The sequence below is a fragment of the Cupriavidus sp. 8B genome, from assembly GCF_054589115.1.
The window spans coordinates 1-14,079 of sequence record NZ_BAAILO010000024.1 but is presented as its reverse complement, the minus strand read 5'-3'; the positions used below and the strand labels follow the sequence as shown (position 1 = coordinate 14,079).

General features: G+C 66.7%; 11 protein-coding genes and 1 pseudogene. 5 read left to right on the top strand and 7 right to left on the bottom strand.

Annotation, left to right across the window (positions count from 1 at the left end):
• Window positions 1-298: 298 nt before the first annotated feature.
• From ACYP5B_RS02090 to ACYP5B_RS02060, 7 genes and pseudogenes are all read right to left on the bottom strand, one after another.
• Window positions 299-391, bottom strand: a pseudogene (locus tag ACYP5B_RS02090) (BrnA antitoxin family protein); the annotation flags it as partial.
• 94 nt (window positions 392-485) lie between these two features.
• On the bottom strand, window positions 486-1,253 hold the full coding sequence (locus ACYP5B_RS02085; protein WP_267605046.1) for a ParA family protein: 768 nt from the start codon (window positions 1,251-1,253) through the stop codon (window positions 486-488).
• Between the two features lie 92 nt (window positions 1,254-1,345).
• Window positions 1,346-2,488, bottom strand: a complete 1,143-nt coding sequence (gene rodA, locus ACYP5B_RS02080) for a rod shape-determining protein RodA (protein WP_267605047.1) — start codon at window positions 2,486-2,488, stop codon at window positions 1,346-1,348.
• Between the two features lie 12 nt (window positions 2,489-2,500).
• Window positions 2,501-4,816 carry a penicillin-binding protein 2 gene (mrdA, locus tag ACYP5B_RS02075; protein WP_459568375.1) on the bottom strand — a complete coding sequence of 772 codons (2,316 nt, stop codon included), beginning with the start codon at window positions 4,814-4,816 and terminating at the stop codon, window positions 2,501-2,503.
• Between the two features lie 71 nt (window positions 4,817-4,887).
• Window positions 4,888-5,400 (bottom strand): rod shape-determining protein MreD, encoded by a 513-nt coding sequence (gene mreD, locus ACYP5B_RS02070; RefSeq protein WP_400100190.1) that lies wholly within the window; start codon window positions 5,398-5,400, stop codon window positions 4,888-4,890.
• Window positions 5,397-6,425, bottom strand: coding sequence for a rod shape-determining protein MreC (gene mreC, locus ACYP5B_RS02065; RefSeq protein ID WP_459568372.1), 1,029 nt, complete (start codon window positions 6,423-6,425; stop codon window positions 5,397-5,399). The genes mreD and mreC overlap by 4 nt, the downstream gene beginning before the upstream one ends.
• 202 nt (window positions 6,426-6,627) lie before the next feature.
• Complete coding sequence (locus ACYP5B_RS02060; RefSeq protein ID WP_035859663.1) at window positions 6,628-7,671, bottom strand: rod shape-determining protein; 1,044 nt, start codon at window positions 7,669-7,671, stop codon at window positions 6,628-6,630.
• 661 nt (window positions 7,672-8,332) lie between these two features.
• On the opposite strand from ACYP5B_RS02060, the gene gatC reads away from it, so the two are divergent.
• From gatC to gatB, 5 genes are all read left to right on the top strand, one after another.
• On the top strand, window positions 8,333-8,632 hold the full coding sequence (gene gatC / locus ACYP5B_RS02055) for an Asp-tRNA(Asn)/Glu-tRNA(Gln) amidotransferase subunit GatC (protein WP_267605049.1): 300 nt from the start codon (window positions 8,333-8,335) through the stop codon (window positions 8,630-8,632).
• Between the two features lie 94 nt (window positions 8,633-8,726).
• Window positions 8,727-10,232 (top strand): Asp-tRNA(Asn)/Glu-tRNA(Gln) amidotransferase subunit GatA, encoded by a 1,506-nt coding sequence (gatA, locus tag ACYP5B_RS02050; RefSeq protein WP_459568369.1) that lies wholly within the window; start codon window positions 8,727-8,729, stop codon window positions 10,230-10,232.
• Window positions 10,229-10,696 carry a hypothetical protein gene (locus ACYP5B_RS02045; protein WP_318237177.1) on the top strand — a complete coding sequence of 156 codons (468 nt, stop codon included), beginning with the start codon at window positions 10,229-10,231 and terminating at the stop codon, window positions 10,694-10,696. The genes gatA and ACYP5B_RS02045 overlap by 4 nt, the downstream gene beginning before the upstream one ends.
• Window positions 10,693-11,658, top strand: coding sequence for a dienelactone hydrolase family protein (locus ACYP5B_RS02040; RefSeq protein ID WP_400100197.1), 966 nt, complete (start codon window positions 10,693-10,695; stop codon window positions 11,656-11,658). Before ACYP5B_RS02045 ends, ACYP5B_RS02040 begins: the two co-directional genes overlap by 4 nt.
• 98 nt (window positions 11,659-11,756) lie before the next feature.
• Window positions 11,757-13,217, top strand: a complete 1,461-nt coding sequence (gatB, locus tag ACYP5B_RS02035; protein WP_318237175.1) for an Asp-tRNA(Asn)/Glu-tRNA(Gln) amidotransferase subunit GatB — start codon at window positions 11,757-11,759, stop codon at window positions 13,215-13,217.
• Window positions 13,218-14,079: the final 862 nt, after the last annotated feature.

Genomic DNA, 14,079 nt, shown 5'->3' with positions numbered 1-14,079 from the left:
GCCAGTCAGGCGGGAAACACCCACGCGCGATGCGAAGCGAGCCGTCAAGGTTTACCTAGGCCGTATGGGGCGCCTTTTTTGCCTACTTTTTTGGCAAGACAAAAAAGTAGGTCGCCTCCCCGAAGGGGAGGTGAAACTGCCTTTGACTTTGACGTTAAGTAGTTGAAGTTGAAGCTGAAGCTGATTTTGCAGTTGCAGTTGCCTAACTTCACGCTCCAGAGCAACTACATGATTACCGCCCTACCGGGCGACCTACCGAATCGTCACGATTCTCGGATCTCGAGCGCGGGGTGCTTTTGCTCTCGGCGCGCGGGCGGCCGCGCTGTCCAAGGCGCTTCATTTTCTTGATGCCCTCAGCTGACACTTCGAAGGTGTCGGGGTCCGCGGCGATGCCGCGATTGTGCGACGGGTATCAACGCCGGCCATCACGCCGGGCCAGTTCAGCCTGAAGGCCAAGGTCAGCGATACGCCGTCATCATCGCCACCTACCCCACCAACTCCCGATGCAACGCCAAATACTCCAACGCCAGCTTATGCCGCGGATCCAGGTGAATCATCGGCATCGCATGCTGATGCGATTCCCGGATCTTCACGGACGACGACAACCGTGAATTCAGCACCGGCAACCCTTCGCTGACCAGTTCCTCCACCAGTTGCAACGGCAGGCTGGCGCGCGGCTGGAACTGGTTGATCACGATCCCTTCGACTTCCAGGTCTGCGTTGTGGTCGTGCTGGATCTCTTTCACGTTGTCGAGCAGCGTATAGAGCGCGCGGCGGGAGAAGTCGTCGCAGTCGAACGGAATCAGGCAGCGCTCCACGGCGATCAGCGCGGAGCGGGTGTAGAAGTTCAGCGCGGGCGGGGTGTCGATGTAGATGGCGTCGTAGGCCGCTTCAAGTTCTTTCAGCGCGTCACGCAGCTTGTAGATCTTGTAGCGGGATTCGAGCTTGCCGTGCAGCGTGTCGAGCTCGGGATGGGCGGGCATCACATCGAGGTTTTCGAACGGCGTGGCGTGGATGAACGCGGTGACATCCAGCGGCTTGAAGCTGTATGTGAGCGCGGTCTCGAAGAAGTCGGCCACGGTCGGGGTGGCCTCGGCGGCGTGCGCGCCGAGCAGGTACTGGCTGGAATTGCCTTGCGCATCGAGGTCGATGACCAGGGTGCGCAGGCCTTCGCTGGCACTGATGGCCGCCAGGTTGCAGACGATGGTCGACTTGCCGACACCGCCTTTCTGATTGAATACGACGCGCCGCATTTGAGCCCTTGGAGGTGAACGTTCCAAAGGAGAGAGGATACCTTAGCGAGGTGTCATTGCAGCGGCCAAATCGGCCAAATCCGCAAGAAAGCCTACGTCTGTATCAGCCGCTTTTGCCGCGAGATACTCATCAGGATCCCGATGCCCATGCCCAGCGTCACCAGCGCCGTTCCCCCGTAGCTCATCAGCGGCAACGGCACGCCCACCACGGGCAGGATGCCGCTCACCATGCCCATGTTCACAAAGGCATAAGTAAAGAAGATCAGCGTGATCGACCCCGCCAGGAGCCGCGAGAACAGCGTCGGCGCGTTGGCCGCGATGTACAGCCCGCGGAAGATCAGCAGCAGGTAGAGCACCAGCAGCACGGCATTGCCGATCAGGCCGAATTCTTCGGAGAACACGGCGAAAATGAAGTCGGTGTGCTTCTCGGGGATGAACTCAAGGTGCGTCTGGGTGCCCTTGAGCCAGCCCTTGCCGAAGACGCCGCCGGAGCCGATGGCAATGATGGACTGGATGGTGTGGAAGCCCTTGCCGAGCGGGTCGGTGGTGGGGTCCAGCAGCGTGCAGATGCGGTGCTGCTGGTAGTCGTGCAGGATCGGCCAGTTCACGCCGGGGGCGCACATATCGTGCTCGAAGCTGACGAGCGCGGTGATGGCAACCACCACGATGGCGAGCAGCGGCAGGATGATCTTCCATGACAGGCCGGCGAAATAGATCACATAGAGGCCGGCGGCCATCACCAGCAGTCCGGTGCCGAGGTCGGGCTGCTTGGCGATCAGGCCCACGGGCACGAGGAGCAGCACCAGCGCCAGCACAAAGTCGAACCACTTGACCGAGCCCTCCCGTTTCTGGAAGTACCACGCCAGCATCAGCGGCATGGCGATCTTCATGATCTCGGAGGGCTGGATCACCATGCCGACGTAGAGCCAGCGGCGCGCGCCCTTGCGGATCAGGCCGAACATGGCCACCGCCACCAGCAGGGCCACGCCGACCGTATAGAGCGGCACCGCCACCCGCATCAGCGTCTGGGTTGGCAGGTAAGCGATGACCCACATCACCAGGTAGGACAGCAGGATGTTGCGCAACTGGTCCTCGACCCGGCCGGGCATGTCGATGGCGGCCGAGTAGAGCGCCACGATGCCGGTGGCGAACAGCAGGAAGACGATGAGCGCGAGCGGCTTGTCGAAGCCGGTCAGGGCCGTCTTGATGAACGATAGGACGCGGCGGCGATCCATGGCGCGTCTCCTTCAGCGTGAAGCGTTGCCGCCGGCCGCGGGCGCGGCTACCGGTTTGGCGCGGGGTTTTGAACTGGCGGGCGCCACGACGGGCGCCGCGGCCGGGGCGGGGGGCGGCGCCGGGCGGCTGTGGCCGAGGGCCTGCGCCATGCGCTCGTCGAGCGTCTGCACCGCAGAGGCCGGTGGGATGGCGGCGGGGTCGATCACCGGCGCCACCACGGCGGAAGCGGCCGTGGCGGACGCGCCGGCGCGGGCTGCCACCCGCGCTGCCGGCACGCTGGCGCCTTCGCTGGTGGCGGCGGCTTCGCTGGCGCCCATGACGGTGGCGCTGGCGATGCTGGCGGTGTGGCCGGTGGTAAACACGCTGGGCGTATCCACTGGAGGCTTGCCGCCGGCGCGTTCGGACGCGGGCGGGGCGATGTTCGCCAGTTCCTCCGGCCACTTGCCGGTCAGATAGTAGTCCATCACCTTGCGCGCGATCGGCGCGGCCACGGCGCCGCCGAAGCCGGCGTTCTCCACGATCATCGCCAGGGCGATCTTGGGATTGTCGGCGGGTGCGAATGCGGTATAGAGCGCGTGGTCGCGCTTGCGCTCGTCCAGCGCGTGGTGGTTGTACTTCTCGTTCTTGCCCATGGTGAAGGTCTGGGCAGTGCCGGTCTTGCCGGCGGACTCATAGGCGGCGCCGGCGAACGCGCGGGCGGCCGTGCCCGAGTGCGTCACGCCCACCATGGCGCGCTTGATCACGTCGATATCCGACTGCTTGAGCGGCAGGCGGTAGCTTTCCTTGGGCACGGTGAGCTCGCGCTCGCGGCTGACCGAATCCTCCACCGCCTTGACCAGGTGGGGCTTCATCGCGATGCCGTTGTTGACCAGGATGGAGGTGGCGTTGGCCAGCTGCAGGATGGTGAAGCTGTTGTAGCCCTGGCCGATCCCCAGCGAGATGGTTTCGCCGTCATACCACTTCTGCTGCTCGGGCTTGCGGTAGGCGCGGCGCTTCCAGTCGGTGGAGGGCAGGATGCCGCGGCTCTCGCCTTCGATGTCGATGCCGGTGACCTGGCCGAAGCCCAGCGGCTTCATGAAGTCGTGGATGGCGTTGACGCCCATGTCGCGCGCCAGCATGTAGTAATAGGTGTCGCACGACTGAATGATGGAGGCGTTCATGTCCACCCAGCCGTGGCCGCCCGGCTTGTCGTCGCGGAAGGTATGGTTGCCGAGCGTGAACGAGCCCGGATCGTGGAAGCCCCACGCCGCGGTGCGCTTGCCGGTGGTGAGTGCCGCCAGCGCCATGAACGGCTTGTAGGTGGAGCCGGGCGGGTAGGTGCCGCGCAGCGGGCGGTTCAGGAGCGGCTTGTCGGGCGAGCCGTTGAGCTCGTTCCAGGTATTGGTGTCGATGCCTTCGACGAACAGGTTGGGGTCGTAGGTCGGCTTGGAGACAAAGGCCAGGATGTCGCCGGTGGCCGGCTCGATCGCCACCAGCGCGCCGCGCTTGTCGCCGAAGAGCGCCTCGGCAAGTTGCTGCAGGCGGATGTCGAGCGACAGGATCAGGTTGTTGCCGGGCGTGGCGGGGGAGGTGGACAGCGTGCGGATGGGGCGTCCGCCTGCGCTGACTTCCACTTCCTCGAAACCGGTCAGGCCGTGCAGCTCGGTCTCGTAGCTTTGCTCGATGCCGATCTTGCCGATGTAGTTGGAGCCCTTGTAGTTGTCGGCGTCCTTGCGCGGATCGTACTTGGCGCCTTCGGCGCTGTTGGCCTCGTCCATGGCCTCGATGCGTTCCTGGTCGCGCTGCGAGATGCGGCCCAGGTAGCCGATCACGTGCGAGGCGGACTCGCCCAACGGGTACTGGCGGAACAGCCGGGCGCGCACGTCCACGCCGGGAAAGCGGAAGCGCTGGGCGGAGAAACGCGCCACTTCTTCATCGGTGAGCTGGCTGCGGATCGGCAGGCTTTCGAAGCTGCGCGATTCTTCCATCAGGCGCTTGAAGCGGCGGCGGTCGCGCGGCTGGATGTCGATCAGCTGGGCCAGCTCTTCAATCGTGTTGTCGAGCGTGTCGGACAGCTTGGACGGCGTGATTTCCAGCGTGTAGGCGGAATAGTTGCGCGCCAGCACCACGCCGTTGCGGTCCATGATGATGCCGCGATTGGGCTCGATCGGCGCCACCGAGATACGGTTGTCCTCGGCCTTGGCCGAGTACTGGTCGTGCTTGTACCACTGCAGCCAGAGAAAGCGCGTGAACAGCAGGCCGAAGCAGATCACGGCGAACAGGCCCGCCGCCGCTACGCGGATGCGGAAGCGGCCGAGCTCCTGTTCGACATTGCGTATTTCGGTCATGGTACTGCGTCAGCCTTGCGGTTTGCCGCGCGCCCGGGTGGGGCGCGGCGGGACTCGGATGGAGGTAAAGCTCAGATCGGCCGGGTTTCGTCCACGTCGGCGCTGCGGCGCTGCGGCGCCAGCAGCATGCCGGTGGCCAGCGGCCATAGCAGCGCTTCGATGCCAGGGGCCAGCAGCAACTGCCAGCCGGGCAGCGGTGCGCCCATGGCCAGGCGGATCAGCACCGGCACCGCATGGGCGATGAACAGCAGCGGCAGCACGTGCAGCGCCTGGGTATAGACCGTGAACCACAGCACGCGGCGATGGATGGTGATGGCGAAGTACGCCAGCAGCGAGTACGCCATGGCGTGCTCGCCCAGCAGGCGCGCGTCATGCACGTCCATCAGCAGGCCGAGCGCGAAGGCCACGCCCATGCCGACCTTGCGCGGCTGGTGGATGTTCCAGAACACCAGCACCAGCGCCACCACGTCGGGCACCCACAGCGTGGTGCCCCAGGGCATCAGGTTGAACAGGAAGGCCAGCACGAAACTCAGCGCGATAAACGCGGGGTTGACCGGGCGCAGCAGGTATTGGGGATTGGTCAACGCTTGGGCTCCTTGGCTGGGGCGGGCTTGTCCGCGGGCTTTTCGGCCGGCTTGTCAGCGGGCTTTGCAGCGGGCTTGTCGGCCGGCCGCTCTCCTGAGCGTTCGGCATCCCGGACACCCGGGCGGTCTGCCCTGACGCTGCGCGCTTCCTTGGCGTCGCGCGGGCCGTCGATGGACTCGCGCGGCGGCAGTTGCGATTCGTAGCGGATCACCAGCAACTGGCGGTGCGAACGCACGCCGGCCACCGGTTCGCAGTACACGCGCGAGAAGGCGGTATCGGCCTTGCGCTCGATCTGCACGATCTTGGCCACCGGCAGGCCCGGCGGGTAGGTGCCGTCCAGGCCGGAGGTGACCAGCAGGTCGCCCTGTTGCAGGTCGGCCGAGGCGGCCATGAAGCGCAGGTCGAGCAGCCCGGCGCGAGCGCCGCCAAAGGCCACGCTGCGCAAGCCGTTGCGCACCACCTGCACGGGAATGGCCTGCTCCTTGTCGGTCAGCAGCGTGACTTCCGACTGGAACGGCGAAACGCGCGTGATCTGGCCGATCACGCCGCGTTCGTCGATCACGGGGTAGCCCGCGCGCAGGCCATGCTGGCTGCCACGGTCGATCACGATGCGCTGGCTGTAGGGGTCGCGGGCGTCGTACAGGATCTCGGCCGCCGTCACGGGCGTGGCCGATTGCTGCACCAGGCCAAGCAGCTTGCGCAGCTGGCTGTTCTCGGCCTCGAGCTGGGACTGGCGCACCGAGCCCTCGGCCTCGGTCACCATGCGGCGCCTGAGCTCGCGGTTCTCGCTGGCCAAAGCGGCGGAAGACTGGGCGTAGTCGAAGGTGGCGCGCAGCGCGTCGCGTGGCACCAGCACCGTGCGCTCCACCGGCATCAGCACGGTGGCGGCAACCTGGCGCACCACGCGCAAGGCGTCAAAGCGCGCATCGACGATGAGCAGCGCCAGCGCGATCGTCACGTAGAAGACGAGGCGCGCAACGGCGGAAGTGCCCTGCTTGAAGAGCGGCGGCGGAGTGTAATCCATTTACCCGTGCGCTGGCAGAAAGGTCCCACGGTCCCGCAGGCACGACCGCGCCGCGGCACGCCAGCCGGGGAGGCTGGGGCGTGCCGGCGCGGTGTGGTGCACGGGGGCGGGCCGGGTCGGGAAGGTGGCGAGGCAAGGCGCGGCCCCGACCAGGTAGTCCGGCAGGCCGCGTCGCGCCACGAGCGATTCCTCTGCTTACGTATTATTCGTAGGAGAAGATGCTGCCGAGCTTGTCCATGCGTTCGAGCGCCATGCCGGAGCCGCGCACCACGCAGGTCAGCGGGTCTTCGGCGACCAGCACTGGCAGGCCGGTTTCCTCGGCCAGCAGGCGATCCAGGTCGCGCAGCAGCGCGCCGCCGCCGGTCAGCATCATGCCGCGCTCGGCGATGTCCGCGCCGAGTTCCGGCGGGGTCTGTTCCAGCGCGATCTTGACGGCCGACACGATCTGGTTGAGCGGATCGGTCAGGGCTTCCAGGATTTCGTTGGACGACACCGTGAACGCGCGCGGGATGCCTTCGGACAGGTTGCGGCCCTTGACTTCCATTTCACGGACTTCGGAGCCGGGGAAGGCCGAACCGATGGCCTTCTTGATGGCTTCGGCGGTCTGCTCGCCGATCAGCATGCCGTAGTTGCGGCGGATGTAGTTGACGATGGCTTCGTCGAACTTGTCGCCACCCACGCGCACCGAGCCCTTGTAGACCATGCCGCCCAGCGAGATGATGCCCACCTCGGTGGTGCCGCCGCCGATGTCCACCACCATCGAGCCCGACGGCTCCGACACGGGCAGGCCGGCGCCGATCGCGGCCGACATCGGCTCCTCGATCAGGTACACCTGGCTGGCGCCGGCGCCCAGCGCCGATTCGCGGATGGCGCGGCGCTCGACCTGGGTCGAGCCGCAGGGCACGCAGATGATGATGCGCGGCGAGGGGCGCAGCAGCTTGGTGTCGTGCACCATCTTGATGAACTGCTTGAGCATCTGCTCGGTGACCGTGAAGTCGGCGATCACGCCGTCTTTCATCGGGCGGATCGCTTCGATGTTGCCCGGCACCTTGCCCAGCATCTGCTTGGCTTCCTTGCCCACCGCCTGGATCGTCTTCTTGGCGTTGGGTCCGCCTTCCTGGCGGATGGCGACCACGGACGGCTCGTCAAGGACGATGCCCTTGTCACGCATATAGATCAGGGTGTTGGCGGTGCCGAGGTCGATCGCGAGATCGTTGGAGAAGTAGCTGCGGAGAAATCCGAACATCAGGAATCCTGTTTTCTGGTGGTTCGCGAGTATGCGAAGTGGCCGGCGCCGCTGCGGGGCCAGCCACGATATTCATAGCGACGGGTAGTATTAAGGCCCCCGGTCGTCCGGTGGGGCCGGCGCCGTTGCCAGTTCGCGTTGTCATACGCTGCGAACTGCCAGGGCCGGGGCCGCCAACCAAGGCCGCTTTGCCGGGTGGCGAAAACGGCCTCTACGGGAACCTTTGATTAGACCACGCGCGAAAGTTCGGTGGAACGGCGCCGCAATTACAAATTAATTGCTGGCGGGGGCGGCCTAATCGGAGGAACCTGTCTCTCATCATCCCTTGTGTGCCTTCAACCCCGCACCGGCGCCGGCCGGTCCGGCAACGCGGCCAGTGCTGGCTGGCCCGGGTGCCCGGAGTACGCCCCCCGCCGGTGTGTCCCGCCGGGGTGTCCCGCTGGGGTGCCCTAAAAGGCTCCGGGGGAGGCGGTTCTGCACCAATGTGACGAAGGCGCGGCCAAAGGATGGCAACGCGCAATGATACCTTATAATTCCCCCTGTTTCGGGGGCTTCTTCCTCGAAAAAACCTGTAACTTTGACGATTCCCGGGCGCTTCCGGCAGCACTTGCCCGGCCCGCCCCGGCCGCGCCCGCATCGCCTTTCGCACCGACCCCAAGCCATGGCTCTCGACCTATCCGACGTCAAGCGCATCGCCCACCTTGCCCGCATCGAAATCAACGATGACGAGGCCGGGCAGACGCTTGTGCAGCTCAATCAATTCTTCTCCCTGGTCGAACAGATGCAGGCGGTCGACACCACCGGCATCGTGCCGCTGGCCCACCCGCTGTCCGCGGTGCGCGAGATGTCGCAGCGGCTGCGCGACGACGTGGTCACCGAGCCCAGCCGCCGCGAGGACTACCAGCGGCCCGCCCCGGCCGTCGAAGGCGGCCTCTACCTGGTGCCCAAGGTCATCGAATAAAGGTCAAGCGCACCCCGGCCCTCGACCCAGCGGCTGCGCCGCGCCGCCCCAGGCTGCGCCGGCAGCCATCACCTGCCAAGCCAAACCGACCGACATGTCCTTTTCCGCATCTTCCGTGACCTCCCTGCGCGAGCTCTCCGACGCGCTGGCGGCACGCACCGTCTCCGCCGAAGAACTGGCGCGCGATTACCTGGCCCGCATCGAGCAGGCCGGCGCGCTCAACGCCTTTGTCGACGTCAACCCCGAACTCACCCTGGCCCAGGCCCGCGCCGCCGACGAGCGCCGCGCGCGCGGCGAAGCCGGCCCGCTGACCGGCGTGCCGATCGCCCACAAGGATGTGTTCGTCACCCGTGGCTGGCGTGCCACCGCGGGCTCGCGCATGCTTGCCAACTACGAAAGCCCGTTCGACGCGGCCGTGGTCGAGCGCCTGGCCGCCGCCGGCATGGTGACGCTGGGCAAGACCAACATGGACGAGTTCGCGATGGGCTCGTCCAACGAGAACTCGCACTTCGGCCCGGTCAAGAACCCGTGGGACGCCAGCCGCGTGCCGGGTGGCTCCTCGGGCGGCTCCGCCGCCGCCGTGGCCGCCGGCCTGGCCCCTGCCGCCACCGGCACCGACACCGGCGGCTCGATCCGCCAGCCGGCCTCGTTCTCCGGCATCACCGGCATCAAGCCCACCTACGGCCGCGTGTCGCGCTACGGCATGATCGCCTTCGCCTCCTCGCTCGACCAGGGTGGCCCGATGGCGCATACCGCCGAGGATTGCGCCATGCTGCTCGGCGGCATGGCCGGCTTCGACGAGCGCGACTCCACCAGCGTTGCGCCCGCCTTGGGCGGCGTCGATGAGGACTACACCCGCCTGCTGGGCCAGGCGCGCGTCGGCGCCAGCGCTGGCAAGCCGCTGTCCGGGCTGCGCATCGGCCTGCCCAAGGAGTATTTCGGCAAGGGCCTGGCTGCGGACGTGGAGCTAGCCGTGCGCGCCGCGCTGGCCGAGTACGAAAAGCTGGGCGCCACGCTGGTCGAGGTGTCGTTGCCCAAGACCGAGCTGTCGATCCCCGTGTATTACGTGATCGCCCCGGCCGAGGCATCGTCCAACCTGTCGCGCTTTGACGGCGTGCGCTTTGGCCATCGCGCCGCCGAGTACCGCGACCTGATGGACATGTACAAGAAGACCCGCGCCGAAGGCTTCGGCCCCGAGGTCAAGCGCCGCATCATGGTGGGCGCCTATGTGCTGTCGCACGGCTACTACGACGCCTATTACCTGCAGGCGCAAAAAATCCGCCGCATCATCGCCGACGATTTCCAGCGCGCCTTCACCCAGTGCGACGTGATCATGGGCCCGGTGGCGCCCACGGTTGCGTGGAAGCTTGGCGAAAAGAGCGCCGACCCGGTGCAGATGTACCTGGCCGACATCTTCACGCTGTCGACCAGCCTGGCCGGCCTGCCCGGCATGAGCGTGCCCTGCGGGCTGGGCGAGGGCGGCATGCCGGTTGGCCTGCAACTGATCGGCAACTACTTTGGCGAGGCCGAGCTGCTGCAGACGGCGCACGCCTTCCAGCAGGCAACGGACTGGCATCTGCGCCGGCCCGCGCAGGCATGATCGCGCGGCGCTGGCTGGTCCGTCTCGCGCTCGGCATCGGGCTGGCCGCCGCCTTGGCGGCCTGCATCCCGCTGCCCCGTTTCGGCACCCGGCCGCCACCGATCGCCAGCCGCGACATCGACCTCGCCGGCGACTGCCGCCGCACCGAGGAAGACGGCTTTCGCGAGGATGCGCAAGTGCGCGTGGCGGACAACACCGTGCAGCAGCTGTCATGGAAGCTGTGGGTGGGCAAGCGCGGCTCGTGCAGCTTCAACCTGGCCGAATTCCGCCAGACGCAGAAGAAGCCGCATATCGAGCTGCGAGCCAATGACGGCAGTGCCTGCAAGCTGATGATCTGGCAGGATCCGCGCCGGGTCACGCTGGCGCACGCCAACTGCCAGGCGCGCTGCTCGCCGGGCATCTACGAAGAAGCCTGGCCGGTGATGTTCGAGCCTGGCGTCGGCGGCTGCGCGCAGACCCGATGAACCCGCTCAGCGCCATGTCCGGCCCGGCCCACCGTTGCATCGCCGCTAGCCTCAAGGCCTTCAGCCTGGGCGCGTGCGCCTTGCTGCTGGCAAGCCACGCCGTGCCCGCGCGGGCCTTGGTGCCGGCAGCTGGCGAACAAGCCATGCCGGCGGCGCAGACGGTGAGTTTCCCAGGCGCCGACGGCGGCAAGCCGCTCAGCGGCTACTGGTTCGTGCCGCAGCGCGGCGCGGCGGCCCCGGCCGTGCGGGTGGTCGTTGCGCTGCACGGCTGCGCTGGCCTGCACCGCAGTGGCGGCGCGGATGCGGCGGCGCTCCAGGGCCGCTATCGCGAGTACGTGCAGTGGCTGGCCGCGCGCGGCTACGCGGTGCTGCTGCCCGACAGTTTCGGCCCGCGCGGCAAGCCGGGGGGCATCTGCACCGAACGCCTGGACAGCCGCGACATCGACGACGCCACACGGCGCGGCGATGTGCTGGCGGCGCTGCAGTGGCTCGCGCGGCAGCCCGGCGTGGACACGGCGCACATCGTGCTGCTGGGTTGGTCCAATGGCGCGCAGGCGGTGCTCAGCGCCATCGACGCCAGCCGCGACTGGCCGGCGGGCGCACCGGCGATCGAGCGCGCCGTGGCTTTTTACCCGGGCTGCAAGAGCGCGGTGCAACGGCACGAGTACCGCCTGCGCACGCCCCTGCTGCTGCTGACCGGCGGCGCCGACGACTGGACCCCCGCCACCCGCTGCGCCATGCTGCGCGAGGCGGTCGCGGCGCGCCAGCCGGACGCGCGCTTTCGCCTGGAGATCTACCCCGGCGCGTATCACGGCTTTGACGGCACCGAGCCGCTGCGGGTGCGGCGCGACGTGCCCGACGGCTTGCGTCACGGCCAGGGCGTGACCGTGGGCGGCGACCCGATCGCGCGCGATGCGGCGCTGGCGCAACTGGATTCGTGGCTGGCCAGCCCGAATCCATGACAGAACACGTAGCAGTACATAGCCACACGTAGCAGACACGTAGCAAACACGTAGCAAACACGTAGCAACATATACAGCACACGAACAGGAATACCGCCATGCAATGGGAAGTGGTGATCGGCCTCGAGACGCACACGCAGTTGTCGACGGCCTCCAAGATTTTTTCCGGTACCTCCACCGCCTTCGGCGCGGCGCCGAACACGCAAGCCTCGCCGGTTGACCTGGCGCTGCCCGGCGTGTTGCCGGTGCTCAACCGCGGCGCCGTCGAGTGCGCGATCCAGTTCGGCCTGGCGATCGGCGCGACCATCGCGCCGCGCAGCATCTTCGCGCGCAAGAATTATTTCTACCCCGACCTGCCCAAGGGCTACCAGATCAGCCAGTACGAGCTGCCGGTGGTGCAGGGCGGCAGCATCAGCATCCAGGTCGAAGGCAAGAAAGGCGAAACCTACGAGAAGACCGTGCAGCTCACGCGCGCCCACCTCGAGGAAGACGCCGGCAAGTCGCTGCACGAAGATTTCGCCGGCATGACCGGCATCGACCTGAACCGCGCCGGCACGCCCCTGCTGGAGATCGTCACCGAGCCGGACATGCGCAGCGCCGCCGAAGCCGTGGCCTACGCCAAGGCCCTGCACGCGCTGGTGATGTGGCTGGGCATCTGCGACGGCAACATGCAGGAAGGCAGCTTCCGCTGCGACGCCAACGTGTCGGTGCGCCCCTACGGCAGCCCCAAGCTGGGCACGCGCCGCGAGATCAAGAACCTGAACTCGTTTCGCTTCCTGCAGCAGGCCATCGACTACGAAGTCCAGTGGCAGATCGCGGAGATCGAGGACGGCCGCGAGATCCAGCAGGCCACCGTGCTGTTCGACCCGGACACCGGCGAGACGCGCGCCATGCGCACCAAGGAAGACGCGCACGACTACCGCTACTTCCCCGACCCCGACCTGCTGCCGCTGGAGATCGACGCCGCCTGGATCGAGCGCGTCAGGTCCGGGCTGCCGGAGCTGCCGGTGGCCATGCAAGCGCGCCTGGTGTCGCAATACGGCCTGTCCGCCTACGACGCCAGCGTGCTGACCGCCTCCAAGTCGCTCGCCGGCTACTTCGAAGCCGTGGTCGCCGAGGCCGGCGCGGCCAACGCCAAGCCCGCCGCCAACTGGCTGATGGGCGACGTCTCCTCGCTGCTCAACCGCGAAGGCATCACCCTGGAAGCCGCACCCGTCAAGCCGGCGCAACTCGCCAAGCTGCTGGTGCGCATCGCCGACGGCACGGTGTCCAACAACACCGCCAAGAAGGATGTCTTCCCGGCCATGTGGGCAGGCGAGGAAGGCGGCGACGCCGACGCCATCATCGCGGCCAAGGGCCTCAAGCAGATGTCCGACTCAGGTGAGCTGGAGAAGATCATCGACGATGTATTGGCCGCCAACGCCAAGTCGGTTGAGGAATTCCGCGCCGGGAAGGAGAAAGCCTTCAACGCGCTGGTTGGCCAGGCCATGAAGGCCACCAAGGGGAAGGGGAATCCGGCACAGGTGAATGAGTTGCTGAAGAAGAAGTTGGGGGCGTAAAGGGGGGGGGCGTAGGGGCTTTTGGGGGGCTTTCGCGGTTTTTTTGGGCGGCGTTGGTTTTTGGAGCCAAGAGCCATACGACATCCCCCTGCGGGGGGGCTGCCGGTCACTCTTCTTTGCGCGGCAAAGAAGACTAACGAGAAGAAAGCCGCCCTGCCGGGGGCAGAGCAATAAGGCTTATGTGGGGCCGGTGGTTTCGTCGTACGGCCCTGAGTGTTGGCTGGCGTGCCTTACCTGCCCAAAGGTCATCGCACCTGCATGACCCACGGGTTTCGTGGTGCGGCCCCTGACCTCGCGTGCGGTGACCATTCCCACATCTGCCGTTCGCGGTGCGGCTGGCCGCGATGCTGCCGGCCTTGCTGGTTTCGTGGTTTTGTCTCTGGCGGCGAATGCCCGGCCATTTGATGTCCTGCCGTACCGGCGCTGCCGGCAACTTGCTATCAGTCCTCCTGGTTTCGTGGTGGGCACCGTGGCCCGTCCGCGAGGGTTCACGCTCGAACATCACCGCGCTTGCCCTCCGAGACAAAACCACGAAACCAGCCACACCCGAAACGGCGCAGCCCCTCGCGCCGCGAACGGCAGATGGTCGAACGCGCACCGCACACGAGGTCAGGGGCCCCACCACGAAACCCGAGGGTCATGCAGTTTCGATGACCTCCAGGCTGGTAGGACGCGCCAGCCAACACTCAGGGCCGTACGACGCAACCACAGAGGCAAAAACAGCCTTATTGCTCTGCCCCCGGCAGGGCGGCTTTCTTTTCGTTAGTTTTCTTTGAGGGTGGAGACAAAAGAAAGAAAGACCTATTCTTCCTAAACTGAACATGGAGATGCAGTCATGGGGAAGATGGGAAGGCCCTTGGCC

Coding starts and splice junctions, on each gene's coding strand:
- ACYP5B_RS02085 (WP_267605046.1), bottom strand. CDS start 1,253: ATGCGGCGCGTCGTATTCAATCAGAAAGGCGGTGTCGGCAAGTCGACC.
- rodA (WP_267605047.1), bottom strand. CDS start 2,488: ATGGATCGCCGCCGCGTCCTATCGTTCATCAAGACGGCCCTGACCGGC.
- mrdA (WP_459568375.1), bottom strand. CDS start 4,816: ATGACCGAAATACGCAATGTCGAACAGGAGCTCGGCCGCTTCCGCATC.
- mreC (WP_459568372.1), bottom strand. CDS start 6,425: ATGGATTACACTCCGCCGCCGCTCTTCAAGCAGGGCACTTCCGCCGTT.
- ACYP5B_RS02060 (WP_035859663.1), bottom strand. CDS start 7,671: ATGTTCGGATTTCTCCGCAGCTACTTCTCCAACGATCTCGCGATCGAC.
- gatC (WP_267605049.1), top strand. CDS start 8,333: ATGGCTCTCGACCTATCCGACGTCAAGCGCATCGCCCACCTTGCCCGC.
- gatA (WP_459568369.1), top strand. CDS start 8,727: ATGTCCTTTTCCGCATCTTCCGTGACCTCCCTGCGCGAGCTCTCCGAC.
- ACYP5B_RS02045 (WP_318237177.1), top strand. CDS start 10,229: ATGATCGCGCGGCGCTGGCTGGTCCGTCTCGCGCTCGGCATCGGGCTG.
- ACYP5B_RS02040 (WP_400100197.1), top strand. CDS start 10,693: ATGAACCCGCTCAGCGCCATGTCCGGCCCGGCCCACCGTTGCATCGCC.
- gatB (WP_318237175.1), top strand. CDS start 11,757: ATGCAATGGGAAGTGGTGATCGGCCTCGAGACGCACACGCAGTTGTCG.